The sequence below is a fragment of the Mesorhizobium sp. P3_A10 genome (assembly GCF_056403175.1).
On the sequence record NZ_JBFUFZ010000001.1, the window covers coordinates 923,892 to 942,388 of the forward strand.

21 protein-coding genes are annotated in these 18,497 nt (G+C 60.7%); 15 read left to right on the forward strand and 6 right to left on the reverse strand.

Going from position 1 to position 18,497, the window contains the following annotated elements; all coding sequences use genetic code 11:
- Positions 1 to 419 precede the first annotated feature (419 nt).
- The 10 genes from AC1DXU_RS04450 (at position 420) to AC1DXU_RS04495 (ending at position 8,660) form a co-directional block, all read left to right on the forward strand.
- On the forward strand, positions 420 to 629 hold the full coding sequence (locus AC1DXU_RS04450; RefSeq protein WP_477364827.1) for a Flp family type IVb pilin: 210 nt from the start codon (positions 420 to 422) through the stop codon (positions 627 to 629).
- Between the two features lie 88 nt (positions 630 to 717).
- A complete protein-coding gene (gene cpaB / locus AC1DXU_RS04455) occupies positions 718 to 1,758 on the forward strand; it encodes a Flp pilus assembly protein CpaB (protein WP_477364830.1) in 1,041 nt (346 codons plus the stop codon).
- 73 nt (positions 1,759 to 1,831) lie between these two features.
- Entirely contained in the window at positions 1,832 to 3,277 is a 1,446-nt protein-coding gene (locus AC1DXU_RS04460) for a type II and III secretion system protein family protein (RefSeq protein ID WP_477364833.1), read from the forward strand.
- Positions 3,264 to 3,551, forward strand: coding sequence for a hypothetical protein (locus AC1DXU_RS04465; protein ID WP_477364836.1), 288 nt, complete (start codon positions 3,264 to 3,266; stop codon positions 3,549 to 3,551). The genes AC1DXU_RS04460 and AC1DXU_RS04465 overlap by 14 nt, the downstream gene beginning before the upstream one ends.
- Positions 3,552 to 3,623: 72 nt before the next feature.
- Positions 3,624 to 5,177, forward strand: coding sequence for a TadE/TadG family type IV pilus assembly protein (locus tag AC1DXU_RS04470; protein WP_477364839.1), 1,554 nt, complete (start codon positions 3,624 to 3,626; stop codon positions 5,175 to 5,177).
- Positions 5,178 to 5,185: 8 nt separating this feature from the next.
- The gene (locus AC1DXU_RS04475) at positions 5,186 to 5,695 is read left to right on the forward strand and encodes a TadE/TadG family type IV pilus assembly protein (protein WP_477364842.1); all 510 of its coding nucleotides are present in this window, start codon (positions 5,186 to 5,188) and stop codon (positions 5,693 to 5,695) included.
- Positions 5,695 to 6,336 (forward strand): TadE/TadG family type IV pilus assembly protein, encoded by a 642-nt coding sequence (locus AC1DXU_RS04480; protein WP_477366025.1) that lies wholly within the window; start codon positions 5,695 to 5,697, stop codon positions 6,334 to 6,336. The genes AC1DXU_RS04475 and AC1DXU_RS04480 overlap by 1 nt, the downstream gene beginning before the upstream one ends.
- Positions 6,333 to 7,496, forward strand: a complete 1,164-nt coding sequence (locus AC1DXU_RS04485) for a CpaE/TadZ family protein (protein ID WP_477364845.1) — start codon at positions 6,333 to 6,335, stop codon at positions 7,494 to 7,496. The genes AC1DXU_RS04480 and AC1DXU_RS04485 overlap by 4 nt, the downstream gene beginning before the upstream one ends.
- Positions 7,480 to 8,070, forward strand: coding sequence for a L,D-transpeptidase (locus AC1DXU_RS04490; RefSeq protein WP_477364848.1), 591 nt, complete (start codon positions 7,480 to 7,482; stop codon positions 8,068 to 8,070). The genes AC1DXU_RS04485 and AC1DXU_RS04490 overlap by 17 nt, the downstream gene beginning before the upstream one ends.
- On the forward strand, positions 8,067 to 8,660 hold the full coding sequence (locus tag AC1DXU_RS04495; protein ID WP_477364851.1) for a hypothetical protein: 594 nt from the start codon (positions 8,067 to 8,069) through the stop codon (positions 8,658 to 8,660). Before AC1DXU_RS04490 ends, AC1DXU_RS04495 begins: the two co-directional genes overlap by 4 nt.
- Before the next feature lie 22 nt (positions 8,661 to 8,682).
- Here the strand turns inward: AC1DXU_RS04495 and AC1DXU_RS04500 are convergent, their stop codons facing one another.
- Together AC1DXU_RS04500 and AC1DXU_RS04505 are read right to left on the reverse strand one after the other, a co-directional pair.
- Complete coding sequence (locus tag AC1DXU_RS04500; RefSeq protein WP_477364854.1) at positions 8,683 to 9,222, reverse strand: hypothetical protein; 540 nt, start codon at positions 9,220 to 9,222, stop codon at positions 8,683 to 8,685.
- Positions 9,223 to 9,366: 144 nt separating this feature from the next.
- Positions 9,367 to 9,603, reverse strand: coding sequence for a hypothetical protein (locus tag AC1DXU_RS04505; protein WP_477364857.1), 237 nt, complete (start codon positions 9,601 to 9,603; stop codon positions 9,367 to 9,369).
- A 400-nt stretch (positions 9,604 to 10,003) separates the two neighbouring features.
- Between AC1DXU_RS04505 and AC1DXU_RS04510 the strand changes: the two genes are divergently transcribed.
- From AC1DXU_RS04510 to AC1DXU_RS04520, 3 genes are all read left to right on the forward strand, one after another.
- The gene (locus AC1DXU_RS04510; RefSeq protein ID WP_477364860.1) at positions 10,004 to 11,419 is read left to right on the forward strand and encodes an ATP-binding protein; all 1,416 of its coding nucleotides are present in this window, start codon (positions 10,004 to 10,006) and stop codon (positions 11,417 to 11,419) included.
- Between the two features lie 202 nt (positions 11,420 to 11,621).
- On the forward strand, positions 11,622 to 12,644 hold the full coding sequence (locus AC1DXU_RS04515; protein WP_477364862.1) for a glycosyltransferase family 4 protein: 1,023 nt from the start codon (positions 11,622 to 11,624) through the stop codon (positions 12,642 to 12,644).
- Between the two features lie 234 nt (positions 12,645 to 12,878).
- Positions 12,879 to 13,757 (forward strand): hypothetical protein, encoded by an 879-nt coding sequence (locus tag AC1DXU_RS04520; RefSeq protein ID WP_477364865.1) that lies wholly within the window; start codon positions 12,879 to 12,881, stop codon positions 13,755 to 13,757.
- 43 nt (positions 13,758 to 13,800) lie between these two features.
- On the opposite strand, the gene AC1DXU_RS04525 is transcribed toward AC1DXU_RS04520, so the two are convergent.
- From AC1DXU_RS04525 to AC1DXU_RS04535, 3 genes are all read right to left on the reverse strand, one after another.
- Positions 13,801 to 14,160, reverse strand: a complete 360-nt coding sequence (locus AC1DXU_RS04525) for a tRNA-binding protein (protein WP_477312903.1) — start codon at positions 14,158 to 14,160, stop codon at positions 13,801 to 13,803.
- A 13-nt stretch (positions 14,161 to 14,173) separates the two neighbouring features.
- The gene (locus AC1DXU_RS04530; protein ID WP_013893499.1) at positions 14,174 to 14,674 is read right to left on the reverse strand and encodes a type III secretion system chaperone family protein; all 501 of its coding nucleotides are present in this window, start codon (positions 14,672 to 14,674) and stop codon (positions 14,174 to 14,176) included.
- A gap of 323 nt (positions 14,675 to 14,997) precedes the next feature.
- Positions 14,998 to 15,300: an accessory factor UbiK family protein gene (locus AC1DXU_RS04535; protein ID WP_477366028.1), complete on the reverse strand. Its 303-nt coding sequence runs from the start codon at positions 15,298 to 15,300 to the stop codon at positions 14,998 to 15,000.
- A gap of 131 nt (positions 15,301 to 15,431) precedes the next feature.
- On the opposite strand from AC1DXU_RS04535, the gene lgt reads away from it, so the two are divergent.
- Complete coding sequence (gene lgt / locus AC1DXU_RS04540; protein WP_477364868.1) at positions 15,432 to 16,286, forward strand: prolipoprotein diacylglyceryl transferase; 855 nt, start codon at positions 15,432 to 15,434, stop codon at positions 16,284 to 16,286.
- Positions 16,283 to 17,347 carry a class I SAM-dependent methyltransferase gene (locus tag AC1DXU_RS04545; protein WP_477364871.1) on the forward strand — a complete coding sequence of 355 codons (1,065 nt, stop codon included), beginning with the start codon at positions 16,283 to 16,285 and terminating at the stop codon, positions 17,345 to 17,347. Before lgt ends, AC1DXU_RS04545 begins: the two co-directional genes overlap by 4 nt.
- 132 nt (positions 17,348 to 17,479) lie before the next feature.
- Here the strand turns inward: AC1DXU_RS04545 and AC1DXU_RS04550 are convergent, their stop codons facing one another.
- On the reverse strand, positions 17,480 to 18,379 hold the full coding sequence (locus AC1DXU_RS04550; RefSeq protein WP_477364874.1) for a hypothetical protein: 900 nt from the start codon (positions 18,377 to 18,379) through the stop codon (positions 17,480 to 17,482).
- Positions 18,380 to 18,497 lie beyond the last annotated feature (118 nt).

The following is an 18,497-nucleotide window of genomic DNA, read 5'->3' on the forward strand; positions in this document are numbered from 1 at the left end:
ATAGTTAAGACGAGACCCCAGAAAAATCGTTTTATTTTGAGACTGTGTATCCAGGGGCACACCTCAACTCCGACCTCACGAAACGTTTCGCCCTGCAACGTGGGAATGTGCCCCTGCGGAGCTCTGGCAAGCCCTTACATATAAAGGACTATGCACATACCCTAATATGATGAGCCTTCCGCCTTGGGTGAGACGCAATTGTGAACGAATGGTTAAGAACACTTGAAAAATGAAGCGAATCAAGCCCTTGTCAAAATTGAACTTGCTTCCCATCAGGTATTCGAAGGTTAAGGAACTGTTAATCCTGTTTGACTTCGCTTTTTGTCGGGACTTAGATCAAGTCGACGGGGGATGCTGGGTATGGGGTACATCCTTGGCTCTGTCTCGTCGGGTTCAAACCTCCAAGGGGAGACATTGACATGAAGAAGCTCATGACGGTGGCCCGGCAGTTCCGCGACGACGAAAACGGCGCTGCTATGGTCGAATATTCCATCCTGATCGGCATCATCGCCGCAGCGTCGATTCTGATCATCATCGGCATCGGGCTGTGGGTGACGGGTCGTTTCACACAGCTTTGCACGGCGCTCAATTCTGCCCAAGGCTCTTGCTCAAGCGGTGCCGGCAGCTGACCACAGAAATATCCAGGGTCCGGGCAGCAATGCCCGGGCCTTATTTCGCCCAGGGCGGGCGATTCACTGGAATTGGGGCTTGGGGTCCATGCGCGCTAACACAATCATCATGATCATCCTCGCCGGCGTGTTCGGCGTCCTGGCGGTGGTACTTGCCAATATCTGGTTAGCAAATCAGCGCAGTGCGCTGGCGAAGTCGGACGACGTTCAACGCGACTCCGTAGTAGTAGCGGCCGTGGCGCTGAAATTCGGCGACACACTGACCGCGGACAAGCTGCGGGAGATCGCGTGGCCGGCAGGCGCGGTTCCGGCCGGTGCCTTCAAGACGACCACGGAGTTGCTGAAAGGCGAAGGCAGCAAACAGGCCCTTCAGGCGATCGGCGTCAACGAGCCTATCCTTGCAACAAAGATCACCGGTCCCGGCCAGCGCGCCACGCTATCGGCAGTGCTCGGCGAGGGCATGAAAGCCGTTTCGATCAGGGTCAACGACGTGCTTGGCGTTGCCGGCTTCGTCTTCCCTGGTGATCGTGTCGATGTGCTGTTGACACGTACCATGCGCAGCGACGGAGGGGCGGACAAGAGTTTCGTCGACGTGCTGCTGCAGAGCGTCAAGGTGCTTGCCGTCGACCAGGTGGCCGACGAGAGCAAGGACAGCCCGACTGTGGTCAAGGCCGTGACGGTCGAAGTCAACACCAAGGATGCGCAGAAGCTGACATTGGCAGCCGGCGCCGGCCAGTTGTCGCTGGCGCTTCGCCAGGCCGCGGCCAACCAGGGTGAGACCACCGAGCGCGTCACACTTTCCGATCTTACCGGCGATACGCCTGAGGATGTCGCCGCCAGACAGGCTGAACTCAGCAAGCAGGCAGCAGCCGAAGCCGAGGCGGCAGCCGAGCGCAAGCGCGCCGACGACAAACTGGCCGGTCTGACCCAGGCAGTCGACCGGGTAGGAAGCAAGCTCGACGATCTGAGCAAGATCAAGCCGGCCCCGGCTGTGGCCTCAGCACCCGAAGTTCAGGAAGTCGTCAAGGAAGTGGTCAAGTATGTGACCCCCGAGCCGCCGGCGCGGGCAACGGTCGGCGTATTTCGGGGTGTGAAGCTCGAAACATATGATGTGCCACGACAAAAATAACACCGGCATATACAAAGATAACACCGGCATTTAGGATGAGGCGTCCGATTCAGCCGGCAAGGGGGTAGCGTAGATGCGACTGTTCTGGGGACAACTGGCGGCAGCCGCACTGGTTTGTTTCGCAGGGCTATTGCCGTTTGGCTCTACAGCCCACGCGGCCGACCGTTTCATCGATGTGTCGAACCCAAGCGTCCATCGGATTTTCCTGCCAATGTCACAGTCGGTCACCCTCCAGGTGAGCGCCAATCTCGGCGACATCGTTGTCGGCGACGAGAAGATCGCCGACGCCCAGCCGATGACCGACCGCACGCTTTATGTCATCGGCAAGAGCGCCGGCACCACCACGGTCAATCTCTTCTCCCCGGAAAAGCGCTCGCTCGGCGTCATCCAGATCGAAGTCGGCGTCGACGTCAGCGACATGGCGCAGGCGATCCGACAGGTGGCGCCCCGGGCGCGCATCGAGATAGGCTCGATCAATGGCAAGGTCAGGCTTGGCGGTCACGTCAAGGACGGCGCGACGCTGGCGTCGATCCTTGAGGTAGCGCAACAATATGGCCCTGACGCGATCATCAATTCCGTCATCGTCGACGACAGCCAGCAGGTCAATCTCGAGGTTCGCGTGCTGGAGGCCAAGCGGAACACCGGCCGCGATCTCGGTGTTTCAATAAGGAGCACGAATGGCAGCGGCACAACCCGCACAGGGACAGGCATTGCAGCCGCTGACAAAGATGGCGTAGTGCTTGGCCCGGGCGATCTGCTCAGCGGCCTCTTGTCGGGCAGCAATCCATTTTCGGCTTTGATCACCCGGGTTATCGACAGCAACATCAAGGTCGATCTGATTATCGAAGCACTCGAGGCCAAGGGTGTGGTGCGAACGCTGGCTGAGCCCAACCTGACGACGCTTTCGGGCGAGCCGGCCAGCTTCAACGCCGGCGGCGAAGTGCCAATCCGTGTCATCGGCACTGACGGCCAGATAACGATCACGTACAAGCAATTCGGCGTCAATCTGCTGTTCACGCCGGTCGTACTCGACGACGGCAAGATCCACATGAAGCTGGCGCCGGAAGTGAGCGACCTCACTGGTTTCACGACCGCCGGCGACCCGATCTTCACCAACCGCAAGCTTGATACCGTCGTCGAACTGCGCGACGGCCAGAGCTTCGCTGTCGGAGGGCTGCTGTCCAGCAAGACCACCAAGCTGCAGAACCAGGTGCCATGGCTCGGCCAGGTCCCGGTCATCGGCTCGCTGTTCCGCAATTCGAGCAACCAGAAGGAAGAAACCGAACTGGTCGTCATCGTCACGCCGCACGTCGTGCGGCCGGTCAAGCCCGGCGAACAACTGGCGACGCCGTTCGACAAGACGCGGCCGGCCAACGACCCGGAGTTCTTCATCCTCGGTCAGCTTGAAGTGAACAAGGACATGATCCGCAAATATGAACAAGGCGACGGCGTCACCGGCCCCTATGGCCACATGCTGGACTTCAAATCGAAGGACAAGATGCTCTATGTCAAGAAATAGTGTCCTGATCCTCATTCTGTGCGCCGGCGCGCTGACAGGCTGCGCCGCCGACTATCTGAACAACTACGACACGGTGACGCTCGCCGCCGGCGACACGCAGAAATACAATTCGCTGCTGCAGACGGTCGATCCATTCAATCCGAACTCGAAGAACACACATATCGAAGGCGACGGCACGCGAGCCGCGCTTGTTGCCCACAACTACAAATTTCCGCCGCCGCCACCGCCGCCGCCGGCGATCACGGTTAATGTCGGCACGCCGACCGCGAACTGAACAGAAGGATGCGGTTTCATACGCGCCAGGCGAACGAGGGGTTCTGGCGCCAAGGGGGTAAAGAGTAACGCCATGTTGCGAACCATTCGCGCGTTCTGGCACGATCAGAGGGGAATAGCGCTGATCCTCATCAGCGTCATGCTGCCGGCGATCATCGGCTTCTCGCTGTTGGCGATCGACGCGAGCCGGATGAACAATCTGCACAACGACTTGCAGAAGGGCACCGACGCACTGGCGCTTGCCGCCGCGGCCGAACTGAACGGCCGGTCCGACGCCTGGACACGCGCCGAGAACGCTCTGACCAATCTCGTCTCCAACAACACCAGGTTCTCGGATGGAGGCACCGTACCGCTGACCACTGGCACCGGAACCACCACTGTGGACTCGACCTATTCGGCGTGCCGGTCGAAAGGGCAGATTTCATGGTGTTTCCTCGCTTCCATTCCAACAAACGACTCCGACCCGATTACGTCGGCCAACTATGCCGCATCGGCAATCGTGACCCGGTTCATTCAGGTGGAAGCACATCCGGAGAGCTTCACGTCGTTTTTCCCCGTTTCCATTGTGTCCTCGGGAGGTACAGCCAACAGCAGCTACAATCTCGGCACCGCCTCGGTGGCCGGGTTCACCTCCGGTGTCTGCAACTACACGCCCGTCTTCATGTGCAACCCCTATGAGATGGTGAATGGCACCAATTCGGCGGGCGGCGCGACGCTCGAGCAGGCTGTGACGGATCCGGCAGTTCATCGCCGGGAGATCGAACTGCGAATGGTGGGGAACAACGCGGCCTATGGGCCGGGCAATTTCGGCTTCCTGGCTCCGCCGGACGGTGTCGGTAACGGTGCGCAGGCACTGGCCCAGACAATCGCCACCTCGACACCCCTTGGCTGCTATTCGGCGCAGGGCGTAAGCACCAAGACCGGCCAGAACAATGGCCCTGTCCAGGACGCGTTCAATGTCCGCTTCGGCATCAATGCCAGCGGCAATGCTTTCAACAGCCCGCAATATGGCCCGGCTGCGAATGTCCGCAAGGGCGCATCAACGGGCGGCAATGGAAACGGCAATGGAAACGGAAATGGCAACGGGAACCAATGCCCTTCCTACAATCAGTTGACGTTCAACGGGACCGGCAACATGGGCCTGCCCCGGGATGCCACCACGCCCTATATGGGGGGGCGAATGGGCGACGGAAATTGGAACCTCTCCGGCTACTGGAGCACCAATTTCAGCTCCGCCAGCTACCCCTCTTCGTGGAATACGACCAAGCCGACCCGGTACCAGGTCTACAAATACGAGCTTGCGAATAGCTTGGTCGGAACAGCCTCGGCAGGGGGCGAGGTTGGAACGCCGCCGAGTTCGTGCCAGCCGCCGGTCACCTCCGTTGACCGAAGACTGCTTTACGGCGCGATCCTGAACTGCAACGCGCTTCAGGCCGCCGGAAACAATCTGAACGGCAACAGCACCAACCTTCCCGTTGAAGCCTTCGCCAGTTTCTTCATGACGGAACCCGTTCCGGGTGCGTCGCAGGGAGGGTCGGTCTTTGTCGAGCTCGTCGACATTACTGGCCGCGGCGGACAAGGGACGCTCGACAACTTCCTGCGCGACGAAGCGCAGCTTTACCGGTGATGACGACAATGGTTCGGCTGATAGCTCGCCATCTCCGGAGATTTAGGCGCGACCAGCGCGGCACGGTCCTTATTGAAATGGCGATAGTGGCGCCGCTGATGCTGCTCTTGTCGGCTGGCGTGTTCGAGTTCGGCAATCTGATCCATGACAAGCTGTTGATGGAAGCCGGCCTTGATGATGCAGCGCGTTTCGCCGCGCGTTGCAACAGCCAAATCTACACTCAAGCCAATCTGACAATTAACTGTGCCACCGTTGCAGAAAATATTGCCGAGCGCGGCAGTATTTCTAGCACGGGCACTGAGCGCGTCCCTGGTTTCAACGTGACCATCAACACCTCTACTTGCCACAACACGGTCGACGTCAACGGCGTCGTTCTCTACCTCTCGACGACATCCCAAGTCTGCGTTGTGACGGCATCCGGCACCCTTCTCTACAGCGGCGTCGGCATGCTGTCGCTGCTCAACATCGGCCCGATCACGCTCAACGCCAGCCATCAGGAGCGGTTCATCCGATTTTGATGATGATGAAGCGGTTCGTGACATCGGAAGACGGAGCGACGATGGTCGAAATGGCCATCGCGATGACGTTGCTGCTCACCTTGACCCTCGGCTTTGTCGATTTCGGCTATGCCCTTTATCAATGGAATGCCGCGACGAAGGCCGTGCAGATCGGCGCTCGGCTTGCATCCATTTCCAATCCGGTTGCAACCGCGCTTGCGACAGCCGCACCGACCACGACCCCGGGCGCTCCGGTGGTAGCAGGCGCCTATGGGCCGTTCGCCTGCGGCTATGCTGGTTCCACTGGCTCCTGCACCAACAGCGGCGCATTCGACGCCACTAATTTCAGCCGCATCTTTCGCGGGGACACACCCGTCACCAACGACGATGCCTGCCCCATGCCGACAGCAAACCAGCGACCCGGCATGTGCCACTTTTTCCCTGGCTTGCTGCGCAGCAACGTCGTCGTGACCTATTCTGCTACCGGCCTCGGCTATCAGACCCGGCTGGGCGGCCCGGTGCCGACCATCACTGTCAATCTTCGGAACATGACATTCCAGTTCTTCTTCCTGGGCGGACTGGTGCCTGGGCTCAGCAATATGACCATGCCCTCCATGCTAAGCACGGTAACGGGCGAAGATTTGAAGAGTACCGCGCCATGAATGCCATCAACACCAAGGTCCTGCCGACGAAACGCAAGCAGGTCGCCCTGTTCTCGTCCGATCCGAATTTCAAGCGCGATGTCGCGACGCGGCTTGAAGCGCTGGCGATATACGATGTCAGGATTTCCGAGACAGGCGACTTCCTCAAGGGCCCGCCTGCCGACACGCGCCCCGGAATCGTCATTCTCGACTTTGGCCATGGCGAGTTGCTCGGCCAGCCGGGCATCGTCGAGGCACGCGCCAAATGGGCAACGGTGCCGCTGATCGCGGTCTCCGACGAACTGACGTCGGAGCAGACGCGGGCGCTGGTGCGCATGAACGCTTCGGACTGGCTGCACAAGCCACTCGACGCCAAGGAACTGCTCAACGCCGTCACCTTCCACGACACCGGCAACCAGGGAACCAAAAGCCGGATCATCACCTTCATCGGCGCCAGCGGCGGCGCCGGTGCGACGACGCTGGCCCTGTCGGCCGCCGAACACCTGGCATCGAAATCGACAGAGCGGGCGGCTTCCACCTGTCTGGTCGATCTCGATTTCCAGAGCGCCAATTGCGGCGCTTATCTCAACCAGTTCAACCAGTTCGACCTTGGCGGCATCATCGGCATGCCGGAGAGGCTCGACGTCGAGTTGATGGATGTCATCAAGCTTTCGCGCCCGTCCGGGCTCACCCTCTATTCCTTCGAAAGGCCGCAACTGCCCTTCGAGCCGCAGGGCGCCGATTTCGTGTTTCGGCTGCTGGACCTAGTCGCCTACCGGTTCGACGACATCGTCATCGATCTGCCGAACATCGAGACGCCCTGGCACAATTCCGTGCTGTCGACGAGCGATGAGATCTTCATCGTCTTCGAGCTCAATGTCGCCTCGCTGCGCCAGGGCAAGCGGCTCTACAAAAAGATCAGGGAATTGCGCGGCAATAAAGTGAACATCACCCTGGTCGCCAACAAGCACAAGCGCAAATGGTTCGGGAACCACTTTTCGCACAGCGAGCTCGAAAAGATCTTCAAGGCGCCGCACATCAAGTCGGTCGCGCTGGACAATGCGCTTCTTACCGATGCCTTGAACCGTGCTATCCTGCCTGCCGAGGTGGATGGGCGTGCGCGCTTCAACAAGGACCTGAAGCGGATGTTCAAAGAGCGGCTCGATGACGCTGCCAAGTAGGTATCGGATCGTCCAAGGGTTAGCCGGTGCCTGCGTCATGGGCGCGGCGCTGGTGATGTCCGTCCAGGACCTCGCCTACGCGCGATCGGCACTTTCGGATCGGCCGCCGTTGCCGGCGATGGGCCCCAGCCTGCGCAAAACTGTCGCCTTCGAAACCACGGAACAACCCGGAACGATCGTTATCCGCAAGGGCGAGAAAGCGCTTTATCTGGTGACCCGACAGGGCCAGGCGCTTCGCTATCAGATCAGCGTCGGTCGAGACGGATTTGGCTGGACCGGGATCGTCAAGGTAGGGGCGAAAACCGAATGGCCGGAATGGCGCCCGCCCAGGGAAATGCGCGCCCGCCAGCCGGAGCTGCCGGAAATGGTGCCTGCAGGTCCCTACAATCCCCTCGGCGCTAGAGCGCTCTATCTGCTTCGGGACGGGCGTGACACACTCTATCGCATACACGGTACCAACGATCCCAAAGGGGTCGGCTTCGACGGAACATCGGGGTGTTTTCGCCTTACCAACACCGATGTGATCGATCTCTTCAAGCGCGTCGCGGTCGGCGCAAAGGTGGTGGTTCAATGACCATGATCAGCGAGCCGGACATGCCGGCAATCGAGATTGGGACGGCAACCCATATTGAAGAGCAGGCTGCCGTCGGGAAACCGAGCGACAAAAGCCTGATCGGCGCTGTCGTCATCGGCACGTCCCTACTCACCTTGGTGAACATAATAGCTGCGGTTTATCTCTACCGCGGCATCAGCGATATGCGCTTTTTGGAAGGGCGCCTGGAACAACTAGGCACGTTTGAACAACGAATCGGGAGCCGGCTGGATACGGTCAACAACGGTTTTCAGAGCCGATTTGAAAAACTGGACAGTCAACTGCAGAGCAGCTTTGGTGAAATCAACCGGAGCATAGCCCGACTGGAACAGAACCAGCCTCTTGCCCGTGACGAAATCATGTCGAGCGCAGCGGAACCTTCGATGGTCGCGACCAGCAGCATGGCGGAGGCGCCTGCCGTTCTCGATGGTGAAGACGCGACCGACCCCAGCGTTGTCGATGCGCCGCGTCCACCCAAAAGGAGGATCGCAGCTGCAGCGCCTGCCCCAAGCCCCGACTACCAGCGCATAGAGCAGGCCGACGGCAAGGTTTACTACCGAAAGATCAACTAGCGCTGGAACCCGTGGGGCTGCCCTAGAGATCTCGCTGCAGAGCAACAAGCCTCGCGGCCAGCGCTTCGGACCGCTGTCGGGCTTCGCCGAGGAAGGCGACATGGCAGTAGGCGCATGCTGTCACACCCAGAAACAGCACAAGGCTGTTCTTCAAGGTGAAATCGACCGCGAGTGAGAATGGAAAACCGCCGGGTGCCGTGAATGAGGCGATCGTGCTCGCCGTTTCGGAATGGCTGGTGACGGCGATCATCACCCCGGCGAAAAGCAGGGCGACGTGATTTGCAAGGAAGAAGAAGGCAGCCGACCTTGTTGTGCGGCACGCCATCCAGCAAACGATCGACGCGGCAGTCAGGATGGAGGCATCAACGACCATCGACGCCCCCAGATAGAGATCGATCTGTTGCCAGAACATCGTCGACAGGGGCCTTAGTTCAAGCCAAATCCGCCACATTGTGGGACTGGCCGGATAGGATCCCAGCAAGAAAGCCGCCACACGCTCCCCTGCCAGAATCAGCAGGATCAGAGCTGGGAAGGCAAAGAGCAATATCGACTTGCGCTTCATGTCATCCTCGGCAATCTGGCATTCAAGATAGATTGCAGAGGTTGCGCGAGGATTAACGGAACGTTGGTGGTTCCTGCGGCAGTGCAGCCAACTGCGCACGGCAGCCTGCAAATCAGCAAGGGCCAGTCGTGGACAGTGCAGCCATTAATTATTTTGACTGAGCACGAGCGTCACCACCTTCGGCTCGGCTCGCTGCAGACATCGTTCCGGAATGTTGGGCCACGTCGCCTTGGCGCATCCGTCGCTTTCTTTTGGCGCCGGCGCAAGCGAGAGTTCCGCGGTGCGGGCTTCGTCGGCGGTCGACAGGAATACCTGTGTTGCCAGCGCTGCCGCCATGGACACCTGGACGAGAATAAGGGCGAAAGCAAATCGTCTGATCATCCGCTCGCAACGCTCAATCCGCGAACTTGTTCCAACGTCGCGACACGCGGGCGTAACCGCGACCACGATTCTTGCACTTCCGTGTCCTGCTGGTCATCGGCCGCCCCGAAAGGGCAGACCTTCGTCAATCCTCCAGCGCCCGACAACGGGCATATCGGAACAGCTAAATTCCGCCCTGTTGTCGGAAAAGACTTATATACGCGTTAATACCCTGATCGGCTGCGGTGCGAAAGCTGGTTTGACAATTTGGGAATAAAGCCTTTGTTGTCAACGATCGGCAATCGAGCGTTTGACAGCCTAAGCACCGGAACGGCCACGGCTGTTCCAGAACGGCTCAGCGTGGAATAGAATGCCGACACCGGCCCTTTGCTGAAAGGCCGCAGACGAGCGAAAAGGGCGAATGGCGACCACGGAACTGCAACGGCCGGGAAATGGCGGCTTGAGCGATCGCTTGATGCGCACGCTGAAGGCAATGCCGCGTGCCTGGAACCGCTTCTGGCGCCTGGTCGCGCTCTATATGCCCAAGCGGCTCTATGCCCGCTCCCTGATCATCGTCATCGCGCCGATGATCCTGCTGCAATCGGTCGTCGCCTTCGTCTTCATGGAACGCCACTGGCAGACCGTGACGCAGCGCCTGTCGCAGGCCACCGTGCGCGACATCGCCGCGATCATCGACCTCATCGAGACCTATCCGCACGATGCCGACTACGCCAATGTCATCCGCATTGCCCAGGATCGCATGCAGCTGAAGGTCGACCTGCTGCCGCCCGATCCGCTGCCGGCGCCCGGTCCAAAGCCGTTTTTCTCGATTCTGGACGATGTTCTCTCAACCGAGATCACGCGCCAGATCAACCGCCCGTTCTGGATCGACACGGTCGGCAATTCCAACATCGTCGAGGTTCGCGTCCAGCTCGAAGGCAAGGTGCTGCGCGTCTTCGTGCGCCGCAGCCAGGCCTATGCCTCGAACACCCATATCTTCCTGATCTGGATGGTCGGCACCTCGCTGGTGCTGCTGATGATCGCCATCCCCTTCCTGCGCAACCAGATCCGGCCGATCCTGACGCTGGCCGAGGCCGCCGAGAGTTTTGGCAAGGGCCGGCCAATGCCGCGCGATTTCCGCCCGCGCGGAGCCGAGGAGGTTCGCCGCGCCGGCTTTGCCTTCATCCAGATGCGCGAGCGCATCGAACGCCAGCTCGAGCAGCGCACCGCCATGCTGACCGGCGTCAGCCATGATCTGAGAACCATCCTGACCCGTTTCAAGTTGCAGCTGGCGCTGACCGGCGGCAAGGCCGAGACCAAGGCGGCGCTCGATCAGGACATCGACGACATGCAGTCGATGCTGGAGGGCTACCTCGCCTTTGCGCGCGGCGAGGCATCGGAAGACGCCGGCCATTTCGATCTCGAGGCCTATTTCCAGAAGCTCGGCGAGGAGGCGACGCTGCACAAGCGCAAGCTGTCGACCGTGCTTGCCGGCGACCCGGATGTACATGTGCGGCCCCACGCTTTCGCCCGGCTGCTGTCCAACGTCGTCGGCAATGCCTTCCGCTATGCCAAGACCGTCGAGATCACCGCCAACCACGGCCGCGGCTCACTTCTCGTCACAATCGATGACGACGGTCCGGGCATTCCAGCCGACAAACGCGAACACGTGTTCAAGCCTTTCGTGCGGCTTGACGAAGCCCGCAACCTCGACGCCAGCGGCACCGGGCTTGGCCTGTCCATCGCCCGCGACATTGCTCGCAGCCATGGCGGCGACATCACGCTGGACGACAGCCCGCTCGGCGGTTTGCGGGCGGTGATCAAGGTCCCGGCCTAGCTGCGCCTGGAACGAGGCTTCATCCGCCCGTCATGAAACCATGGTCAAGAGCGCGCATGAAGCGCGCGACCACTCTTGATTCGGCCTTGCCGCCTCACTTTGACTCCATGCCCGCCCGGGTGCGCTGGAGCGAAGCGAGGGCAGCCGGCTGGTCGCCGTTCCGGCATCGTTTCAAGGCAACCGTCGACCTTTCGAGCAAACCATGCGCATACTGATGGTCACCGACGCTTGGCGCCCGCAAGTCAACGGCGTGGTCCACACGCTGGAACGGCTCACCGAAACGCTGAAATCCTTCGACGTCTCGGTGGATTTCCTGACACCGAACATCTTTCGCACGCTGCCTTTGCCGACATATCCGGATATCCGGCTAGCGCTGACGACGCCTGGCAATGTTTCGCGCCTGATCGAGGCGCGCAAGGCTGACCATATCCACATCGTCACGGAGGGACCACTCGGCATCATGGCGCGGCGCTACTGCCGCCACGCCGGCCGGCCGTTCACGACCAGCTACCACACGCGCTTTCCAGAATATCTCAGCGCGCGCCTGCCGGTCCCCGAAAGCTGGGCCTATCGCTGGCTACGCGACTTCCACAATTCCGGACAGGGCACGCTGGTCGCCACCCAGTCGCTGGCCGACGATCTTGCGGCGCGCGGTTTCACCAAACTCAGGCCATGGACGCGCGGCGTCGACACTGATCATTTTCGGCCGGAGAAGCGGAAAGACCTTGGATTTCCCGGCCCGATCTTCCTCTGCGTCGGCCGCGTCGCCATCGAGAAGAACCTGACCGCCTTCCTCGACCTCGACCTGCCGGGCAGCAAGGTGATCGTAGGCGAAGGCCCAGAACTGGCAAAACTCAAGGCCAGATATCCGCAAGCGCATTTCCTCGGCCACCGTCCCAATGACGAACTGGCGGAAATCTACGCCTCGGCCGATGTCTTCGTCTTTCCCAGCCGCACCGACACGTTCGGCAATGTCATCATCGAGGCGCTGGCCAGCGGCACGCCGGTCGCCGCCTATCCGGTGACCGGGCCGATCGACATCGTCGGCGACGGCATTGGCGGCGCGGTGGCCAATGATCTGCGCGAGGCTGCCCTTACCGCGCTCAATGTCGACCGCGCCCAGGCGCGCCAGCGCGCGTTGCGCTACAGCTGGAAAGCTTGCGCGGAGATGTTTCTCGACACGGTCGAGGAAGCACTGGGGACGCCGCGGAAGCTTGCAGCCTGATAAATTTCGCGGCTAGGATGTATTGAAATTCAGCTCAGCCGAGCCTCGAATGGTGGCCCCAATAACCGGAGCGGAGCATACTTTTGGGTATGTAAGCGCGGAAGCACAGATCCTTGCGAGAGCTTGTGCGACGGTGTTTTGCAGTGCATTATTCCGCATCTGTAGTTCCCTTCGGGATTGACGCCGATTTCAACGCTGGACGAATTGCCTGCCGTATCGCGGAAGCGTCGCGTCTTGCGCATCAGCAAGACCGTTGCGAGGGTGTTCGACTATTGCCGTGCGAATGCCTGGCCACTCTTCGTGGCTGCTTGGTTTCCCTGCGTTCTGACGACGCTCTGTCTGACGGTGCTTGCTCTCGTTCTTTTTGCCGATCCGGAGCAGGCGCCCACCTGGCTTCTGTCGCGAGGCTTTGACCCCAGGACTTGGCTTTCCGCGATCGTTGCCGCGCCGTTCTCGGCGATGGTCTTTGCGTTCGTTCTGGACCGCATGGCAAACGCGCCCGAGCCCGGCCGTGTCGTTGTTCGGCGCGGCATTGAAAGCGTCAAACGCTTCGCCATCCCGGGCCTGCGCTTCGAGCTCAGCCGGCGGATCCTCCTGGCTGCGTTGCTTCTTGCGGCCATCCAGCTTCTTTGCGGCTTTGCGGTCGACGGCGAGCACAGACTGCTCGTTGCCGGCCTGCTGGCCACACGTGGCCTACCGCTCAACCCCGAGGACGTCGCGCCTTGGGCGTCGGCGATGGGAGTCTTCAACGTGTTGGTGGGTGGTTTCGTACTTGTCTGGACATATCTCTTTGTCGGCGATTTTGTCTGGACCGGATCGTTTGATCCAAGCGGGTGCTGGCGTGCGCTCGACGGCAATCGTCTGCGCTTCGTCGCCATAATGTTCATCGTTCTCGCAATAGTCGCCATACTCAAATACGGGCTGCTCCTGGCCGCAGCCTTGATCCTAATTCCCGGGGATGGCGCGTCGCCCTTGAACCTTATGCTGATGCATTTCGGTCTAGCCTGGCCGTTCGACGTCCTGCATCTCGTGCTCTCAGCCGCCACGGTCGGAACCATTCTCGGCGCGTTTCGGCCCCCAGCTATCGCTTCTATCCGGTCGGCTGCGGCGTGATGGCGCCTGATGCGGCTTCCGTGCGGCAGCTCGCTCACTAATTTTAGAACAGTCGCCCGCCATCCGGCACCTTGCGCTCGATTGCGCCAAGCACGACAGCGCCCTCCTCGTCGGGAAAGCCGAGCGTCAGCACTTCCGACATGAACGGTCCAATCTGGCGCGGCGGGAAATTGACCACTGCGAATACCTGCCGGCCGATCAGCGTTTCCGGCGCATAGTATTTGGTGATCTGCGCCGAGGATTTCTTCACCCCGATGTCCGGACCGAAATCGATCTTCAGCTTGAATGCCGGCTTGCGCGCCTCGGGGAACGGCTCGGCCTCGACGATCGTGCCGGCGCGAATGTCGACACGGTCGAAATCGGCAAAGCTGATCTCGGGCTTGCGCGCGCTGCTCGAACTCATCGCCGATTCTGGCTCAGGCGTTCCCGTAGGTCTCGAACAGCACGCCGGCGAGCGCGTCCTTGGCCGAGGTTCCCGACCAGACGACGAACTGGAACGCCTGGAAGTAGCATTCGCAGGCTTCCAGCGCCGACGACAAAAGCACTTCGACCTGCTGGCTCGACGGCTCGACTCCGCCGGCCAGCAGCAGCGACTGGCGGAACATGATCGCGCCTTCCTGCTCCCAGAGGTCGAAATGGCCGAACAACATCTGCTCGTTGATCAGCGACAACAGCCGCATCACCTCGAGAGCGCGTGTTTCCGGCACCTTGATGTCAAAAGCGCAGGCCAGATGCAGCGCTTCGAAATCCTCCATCCAGGAGAATGAGACATGGTAGTCGGTCCAGCTTCCGGCAACCGAAATCGAAATCTCGTCATCGCCGGCCCGCTCGAAGGACCAGTCGTTGTTGTGCGCCACCTGCTCGATTACATCCACCGGATGGATTTCGCGGGAGAATTCGAGTTCGAGAAGTTCCATGGAATGCTTCCTGTCGTTCTGGGAGCGCCACCACACGCTCCGCGGGAGAGGCACACACAACGAACAATCGTGTCTAGAACTCGGACGGCCGGAACCTCATCAACGCAAGGACCCCAGACCGGACCCCACCGCCCGGCGCATGACCCTGCTCCGAATCATGCAACAAATTCAGTCTATTGATCAGGAGTCGCCTGAACAGCCCAATTTTTCGCACTGCGTCATTCGCATGTGGAAAGGCGCTGTCACAAAGATTCATGCAATGCCGGTAAGCGATTCACGGCAAAGCGCTTTTTCGGATTGTGCTTTGTGGAAAAGTTTAACGATTATTTTTTTGGTTTCGGCTTGGCCGCCGCCGTCGGTGCGGCCTGCCCGGTCAATTCGGCAAGCTTCGCCTCAAGCGCTTCGATGCGGGCAGCCAGGCGGGTGTTTTCCTCGCGCGCCTTGGCAGCCATGTCGCGGGCGGCCTCGAACTCCTCGCGCTGCACCACGTCCATGGTGTTGAGAATGCGCTCGGCCTGCCCCTTGAAGGCGGTCTCCACCTCGCGCCGCACCCCTTGCGCGGCACCGGCGGCGTCGGTCATCAGCTTGGCGAATTCATCGAGAATGCGGTTCGGTCCGGTCGACATGGCAAATCCTCGCTTGCTCGAATTGACGTAGTGGCGCGCGGCGCGGAATGCAAGCATAGGCTTGCCTTGACCCTGCCAAAACCCTGCCGCATGGTCCGCGCCCAAACGCGATCGCAATCGAGAGTTCCCCGTTGAACGAATATTTTATGCTGCCGCTGGCCTCCCTGCCCTTTCCCAACATCAACCCGATCCTCATCCAGATCGGGCCGCTGGCCGTGCACTGGTATGGCGTCGGCTACATCGTCGGCATTCTGTTTGCCTGGTGGTATGCCAAGCGGCTCGTCACCAACTCAAAGCTGTGGCCCGATGGCGTCCTGCCGATGAAGCCGGTGGACCTCGACGACTTCATCGTTTGGGCCGCCATTGGCGTGGTGCTTGGCGGCCGCGTCGGCTACGTGCTGTTTTACGACCTGCCGCGCTACATCGCCCACCCGCTCGACATCGTTGCCGTCTGGCAGGGTGGCATGTCGTTCCACGGCGGCCTTCTCGGCGTCATCATCGCCATGACGCTGTTTTCGATCAAACGCGGCATCCGCACATGGACGCTGTTCGATGTCGTGGCTGCCGGCGTGCCGGTTGGGCTGGGCCTTGTCCGCGTTGCCAATTTCATCAACTCCGAACTCTGGGGCCGGGTGACCGACGTGCCATGGGCCGTCGAATTCCCCAATGGCGGACCGTTCCCGCGCCATCCGAGCCAGATCTACGAAGCGCTGCTCGAAGGGCTGGTGCTGTTTCTCGTCTTGCGCATCCTCACCCATTCCAGGCTCAAGCTGAAGACGCCGCGCTTCGTCGGCGGCGCCTTCATCTGCGGCTATGGCCTGTCACGCATCATCGTCGAATTCTTCCGCCAGCCCGACCAGCAGCTCGGCTATCTCCTCGGCACCAACTGGCTGACCATGGGCATGATCCTCTCGCTGCCGATGGTGCTTGTCGGCATCTGGGCGATGGCGACGGCCAGGCAGGTGCCACAGCCGCAACCGGCATGACGCGGCTGAAAGCCCGCATCGTCGACCTGATCGGCGCGGTGGGGCCTATCCCCGTCAACGAGTACATGGCGCTCTGTCTGTTCGATCCTGAGGACGGCTACTATACGACGCGCGAGCCTTTCGGCACCGCCGGCGATTTTGTCACCGCACCCGAGATCAGCCAGATGTTTGGCGAACTGATTGCCATTTGGCTCTATCAGGCCTGGCAGGCGATCGGCCGGCCGGCGCCGGTCACCATCGCCGAGATCGGCCCCGGTCGCGGCACGCTGATGAATGACATGCTGCGCGCACTCTCGCGGCTCGATCCGGCGCTCACCGCTGGTGCATCCTTCGCCATGATCGAGACCAGCCCGAGATTGTCCGAAATCCAGAAGCAGACGCTTGCCGGGACAGTGGCCAGCATCGGCTGGCACGAAGCCATCGACACGCTGCCGCAGGCGCCGCTGCTCATCGTCGGCAATGAATTGTTCGACGCGGTCCCCATCCGCCAGTTCATCCGTGCCGGCGCCAACTGGCGCGAACGGATGATCGGCCTCGACGACGCCGACGAATTGCGTTTCTTCGCCGGCGTCGGTTCAATCGACCCAACATTGTTGCCCGACGACGCCGGGAATGCACCTCAAGGCGCGATTGCCGAGATCGCGCCCGCCCGCACTGCCTTGATGGCAGCCATCGCCGAACGATTGGCCAAGCATGGCGGGGCTGGCCTGTTCATCGATTATGGCCACCTCAAACCTGGCGTCGGCGACACATTGCAGGCCTTGCGCAAGCACGATCACGAAGACGTTCTGGCCAATCCGGGCGAGGCTGACCTCACCGCCCATGTCGATTTCGCCGCACTGGCCGCGATTGTCCGGGCGCACGGCCTCGAGGCACAACTCACCACACAGGGCGAATTCCTCATTGGCATGGGCCTGCTCGAACGAGCCGGGCTGCTCGGCGCGCAGGCGAATGACCAGTCGCGACAGGCCATTGCCGACGCCGTCGAGCGCCTGGCCGGCCCCGATGCCATGGGTGAGCTTTTCAAGGTGCTGAAAATCCAGCCGAAGGCAGCCGGCTAGAGCATGATCCCGAAAAGTGGAATCCGGTTTTCGGAAAAGATCATGCTCAAACAAAGGAATAGAGCCCCATCCCGGCCCCATCCGGGATGGAACAGGCTCTAGGCCTCCCATCAATCAGCTGACCATCCAGCCTCAGAGGTCGTTGACAAGCCGTCCCACCACGCCGCCGAGATAGGTGTCCCAGAGATAGTCCGACATCAGCCGGCGGTGGCGCTGCGTGCTGATCAGGTCGCCGTATGAGGCGCCGCCAATATGGAAGAAGCTGTCGGCGAACATGCGATGGTCGACGTCCACGCCACCGAGCCTCAGGCCGACCGTTGTCCTGCCAACATCGGCGATATTGCTGTCATCCAGCCTGCCACGAAGCATTGGCCAATTGCCGCCGCCAGTGTCCAGCCCCGTCTCGAAGCGAGGCGTGAAATCGAGATCGAGATCTTCCACCACCGCATGGCGAAAGAAGCAAAGTCCTGCCCAGAAATACCACCCTTCATGGCCCCTCTTGGCCGGATATTTGGCGCCAAAGGCCGCCTTGCCCTGCATTCGCCTGGGTATGTCGATCGGAGCGATCGGCAGGCAATCATGATCCAGATAGCCAAACAGCTCTGGCCGCAGGTGACGCACGATGTTGTGGAATATCCAGTTCATCGAGGTGCCGTGCGATCGGTTGGGGTTCCATTCCGGGTTTCGCGGCAAGCCGAAATAGGCAATGCTTCGCGCCCGGCAGACACTCTCGATCGCCTGTCGTGCCGCGCGATTTGACGAATTGTCGACAACGACAAGCGTCATTCCTGTGGAATAGGTCAGCCAGGCCTTGGCAAGCGCATCGATGGCCCAGGGCGTGTTGAAGGCAATGGCAAAGCAATAGTGCCGTGAGCCGGTCTGCCGCAGTGTTTCAGCGAATTTGATCCCCGCTGCCACATCTCGCGAACGAAAATAGCCTTCCACCAGCGCATTGCGGAAATTCTTGGCTTTGCGCACGTGACGGTTCTGATGAATCCGGCGGATCAGGCTCTTGAGTGGTTTCCAGGCCATTGACACTTTCGCCGGAACCCAAACCGTCTGGTCCGTCGATCACTGCCTATAGTCGAAGGCCGGCTTTTCGCCAAGCCGGCGAGGCCGCCGAACATGGCGTCTGGCTGCCTTTGTCCAG

What these genes read in the sequence shown, in the direction of transcription:
- AC1DXU_RS04450 (WP_477364827.1), top strand. Translation starts at nt 420, where the DNA reads ATGAAGAAGCTCATGACGGTGGCCCGGCAGTTCCGCGACGACGAAAAC.
- cpaB (WP_477364830.1), top strand. Translation starts at nt 718, where the DNA reads ATGCGCGCTAACACAATCATCATGATCATCCTCGCCGGCGTGTTCGGC.
- AC1DXU_RS04460 (WP_477364833.1), top strand. Translation starts at nt 1,832, where the DNA reads ATGCGACTGTTCTGGGGACAACTGGCGGCAGCCGCACTGGTTTGTTTC.
- AC1DXU_RS04465 (WP_477364836.1), top strand. Translation starts at nt 3,264, where the DNA reads ATGTCAAGAAATAGTGTCCTGATCCTCATTCTGTGCGCCGGCGCGCTG.
- AC1DXU_RS04470 (WP_477364839.1), top strand. Translation starts at nt 3,624, where the DNA reads ATGTTGCGAACCATTCGCGCGTTCTGGCACGATCAGAGGGGAATAGCG.
- AC1DXU_RS04475 (WP_477364842.1), top strand. Translation starts at nt 5,186, where the DNA reads ATGGTTCGGCTGATAGCTCGCCATCTCCGGAGATTTAGGCGCGACCAG.
- AC1DXU_RS04480 (WP_477366025.1), top strand. Translation starts at nt 5,695, where the DNA reads ATGATGATGAAGCGGTTCGTGACATCGGAAGACGGAGCGACGATGGTC.
- AC1DXU_RS04485 (WP_477364845.1), top strand. Translation starts at nt 6,333, where the DNA reads ATGAATGCCATCAACACCAAGGTCCTGCCGACGAAACGCAAGCAGGTC.
- AC1DXU_RS04490 (WP_477364848.1), top strand. Translation starts at nt 7,480, where the DNA reads ATGACGCTGCCAAGTAGGTATCGGATCGTCCAAGGGTTAGCCGGTGCC.
- AC1DXU_RS04495 (WP_477364851.1), top strand. Translation starts at nt 8,067, where the DNA reads ATGACCATGATCAGCGAGCCGGACATGCCGGCAATCGAGATTGGGACG.
- AC1DXU_RS04500 (WP_477364854.1), bottom strand. Translation starts at nt 9,222, where the DNA reads ATGAAGCGCAAGTCGATATTGCTCTTTGCCTTCCCAGCTCTGATCCTG.
- AC1DXU_RS04505 (WP_477364857.1), bottom strand. Translation starts at nt 9,603, where the DNA reads ATGATCAGACGATTTGCTTTCGCCCTTATTCTCGTCCAGGTGTCCATG.
- AC1DXU_RS04510 (WP_477364860.1), top strand. Translation starts at nt 10,004, where the DNA reads ATGGCGACCACGGAACTGCAACGGCCGGGAAATGGCGGCTTGAGCGAT.
- AC1DXU_RS04515 (WP_477364862.1), top strand. Translation starts at nt 11,622, where the DNA reads ATGCGCATACTGATGGTCACCGACGCTTGGCGCCCGCAAGTCAACGGC.
- AC1DXU_RS04525 (WP_477312903.1), bottom strand. Translation starts at nt 14,160, where the DNA reads ATGAGTTCGAGCAGCGCGCGCAAGCCCGAGATCAGCTTTGCCGATTTC.
- AC1DXU_RS04530 (WP_013893499.1), bottom strand. Translation starts at nt 14,674, where the DNA reads ATGGAACTTCTCGAACTCGAATTCTCCCGCGAAATCCATCCGGTGGAT.
- AC1DXU_RS04535 (WP_477366028.1), bottom strand. Translation starts at nt 15,300, where the DNA reads ATGTCGACCGGACCGAACCGCATTCTCGATGAATTCGCCAAGCTGATG.
- AC1DXU_RS04545 (WP_477364871.1), top strand. Translation starts at nt 16,283, where the DNA reads ATGACGCGGCTGAAAGCCCGCATCGTCGACCTGATCGGCGCGGTGGGG.
- AC1DXU_RS04550 (WP_477364874.1), bottom strand. Translation starts at nt 18,379, where the DNA reads ATGGCCTGGAAACCACTCAAGAGCCTGATCCGCCGGATTCATCAGAAC.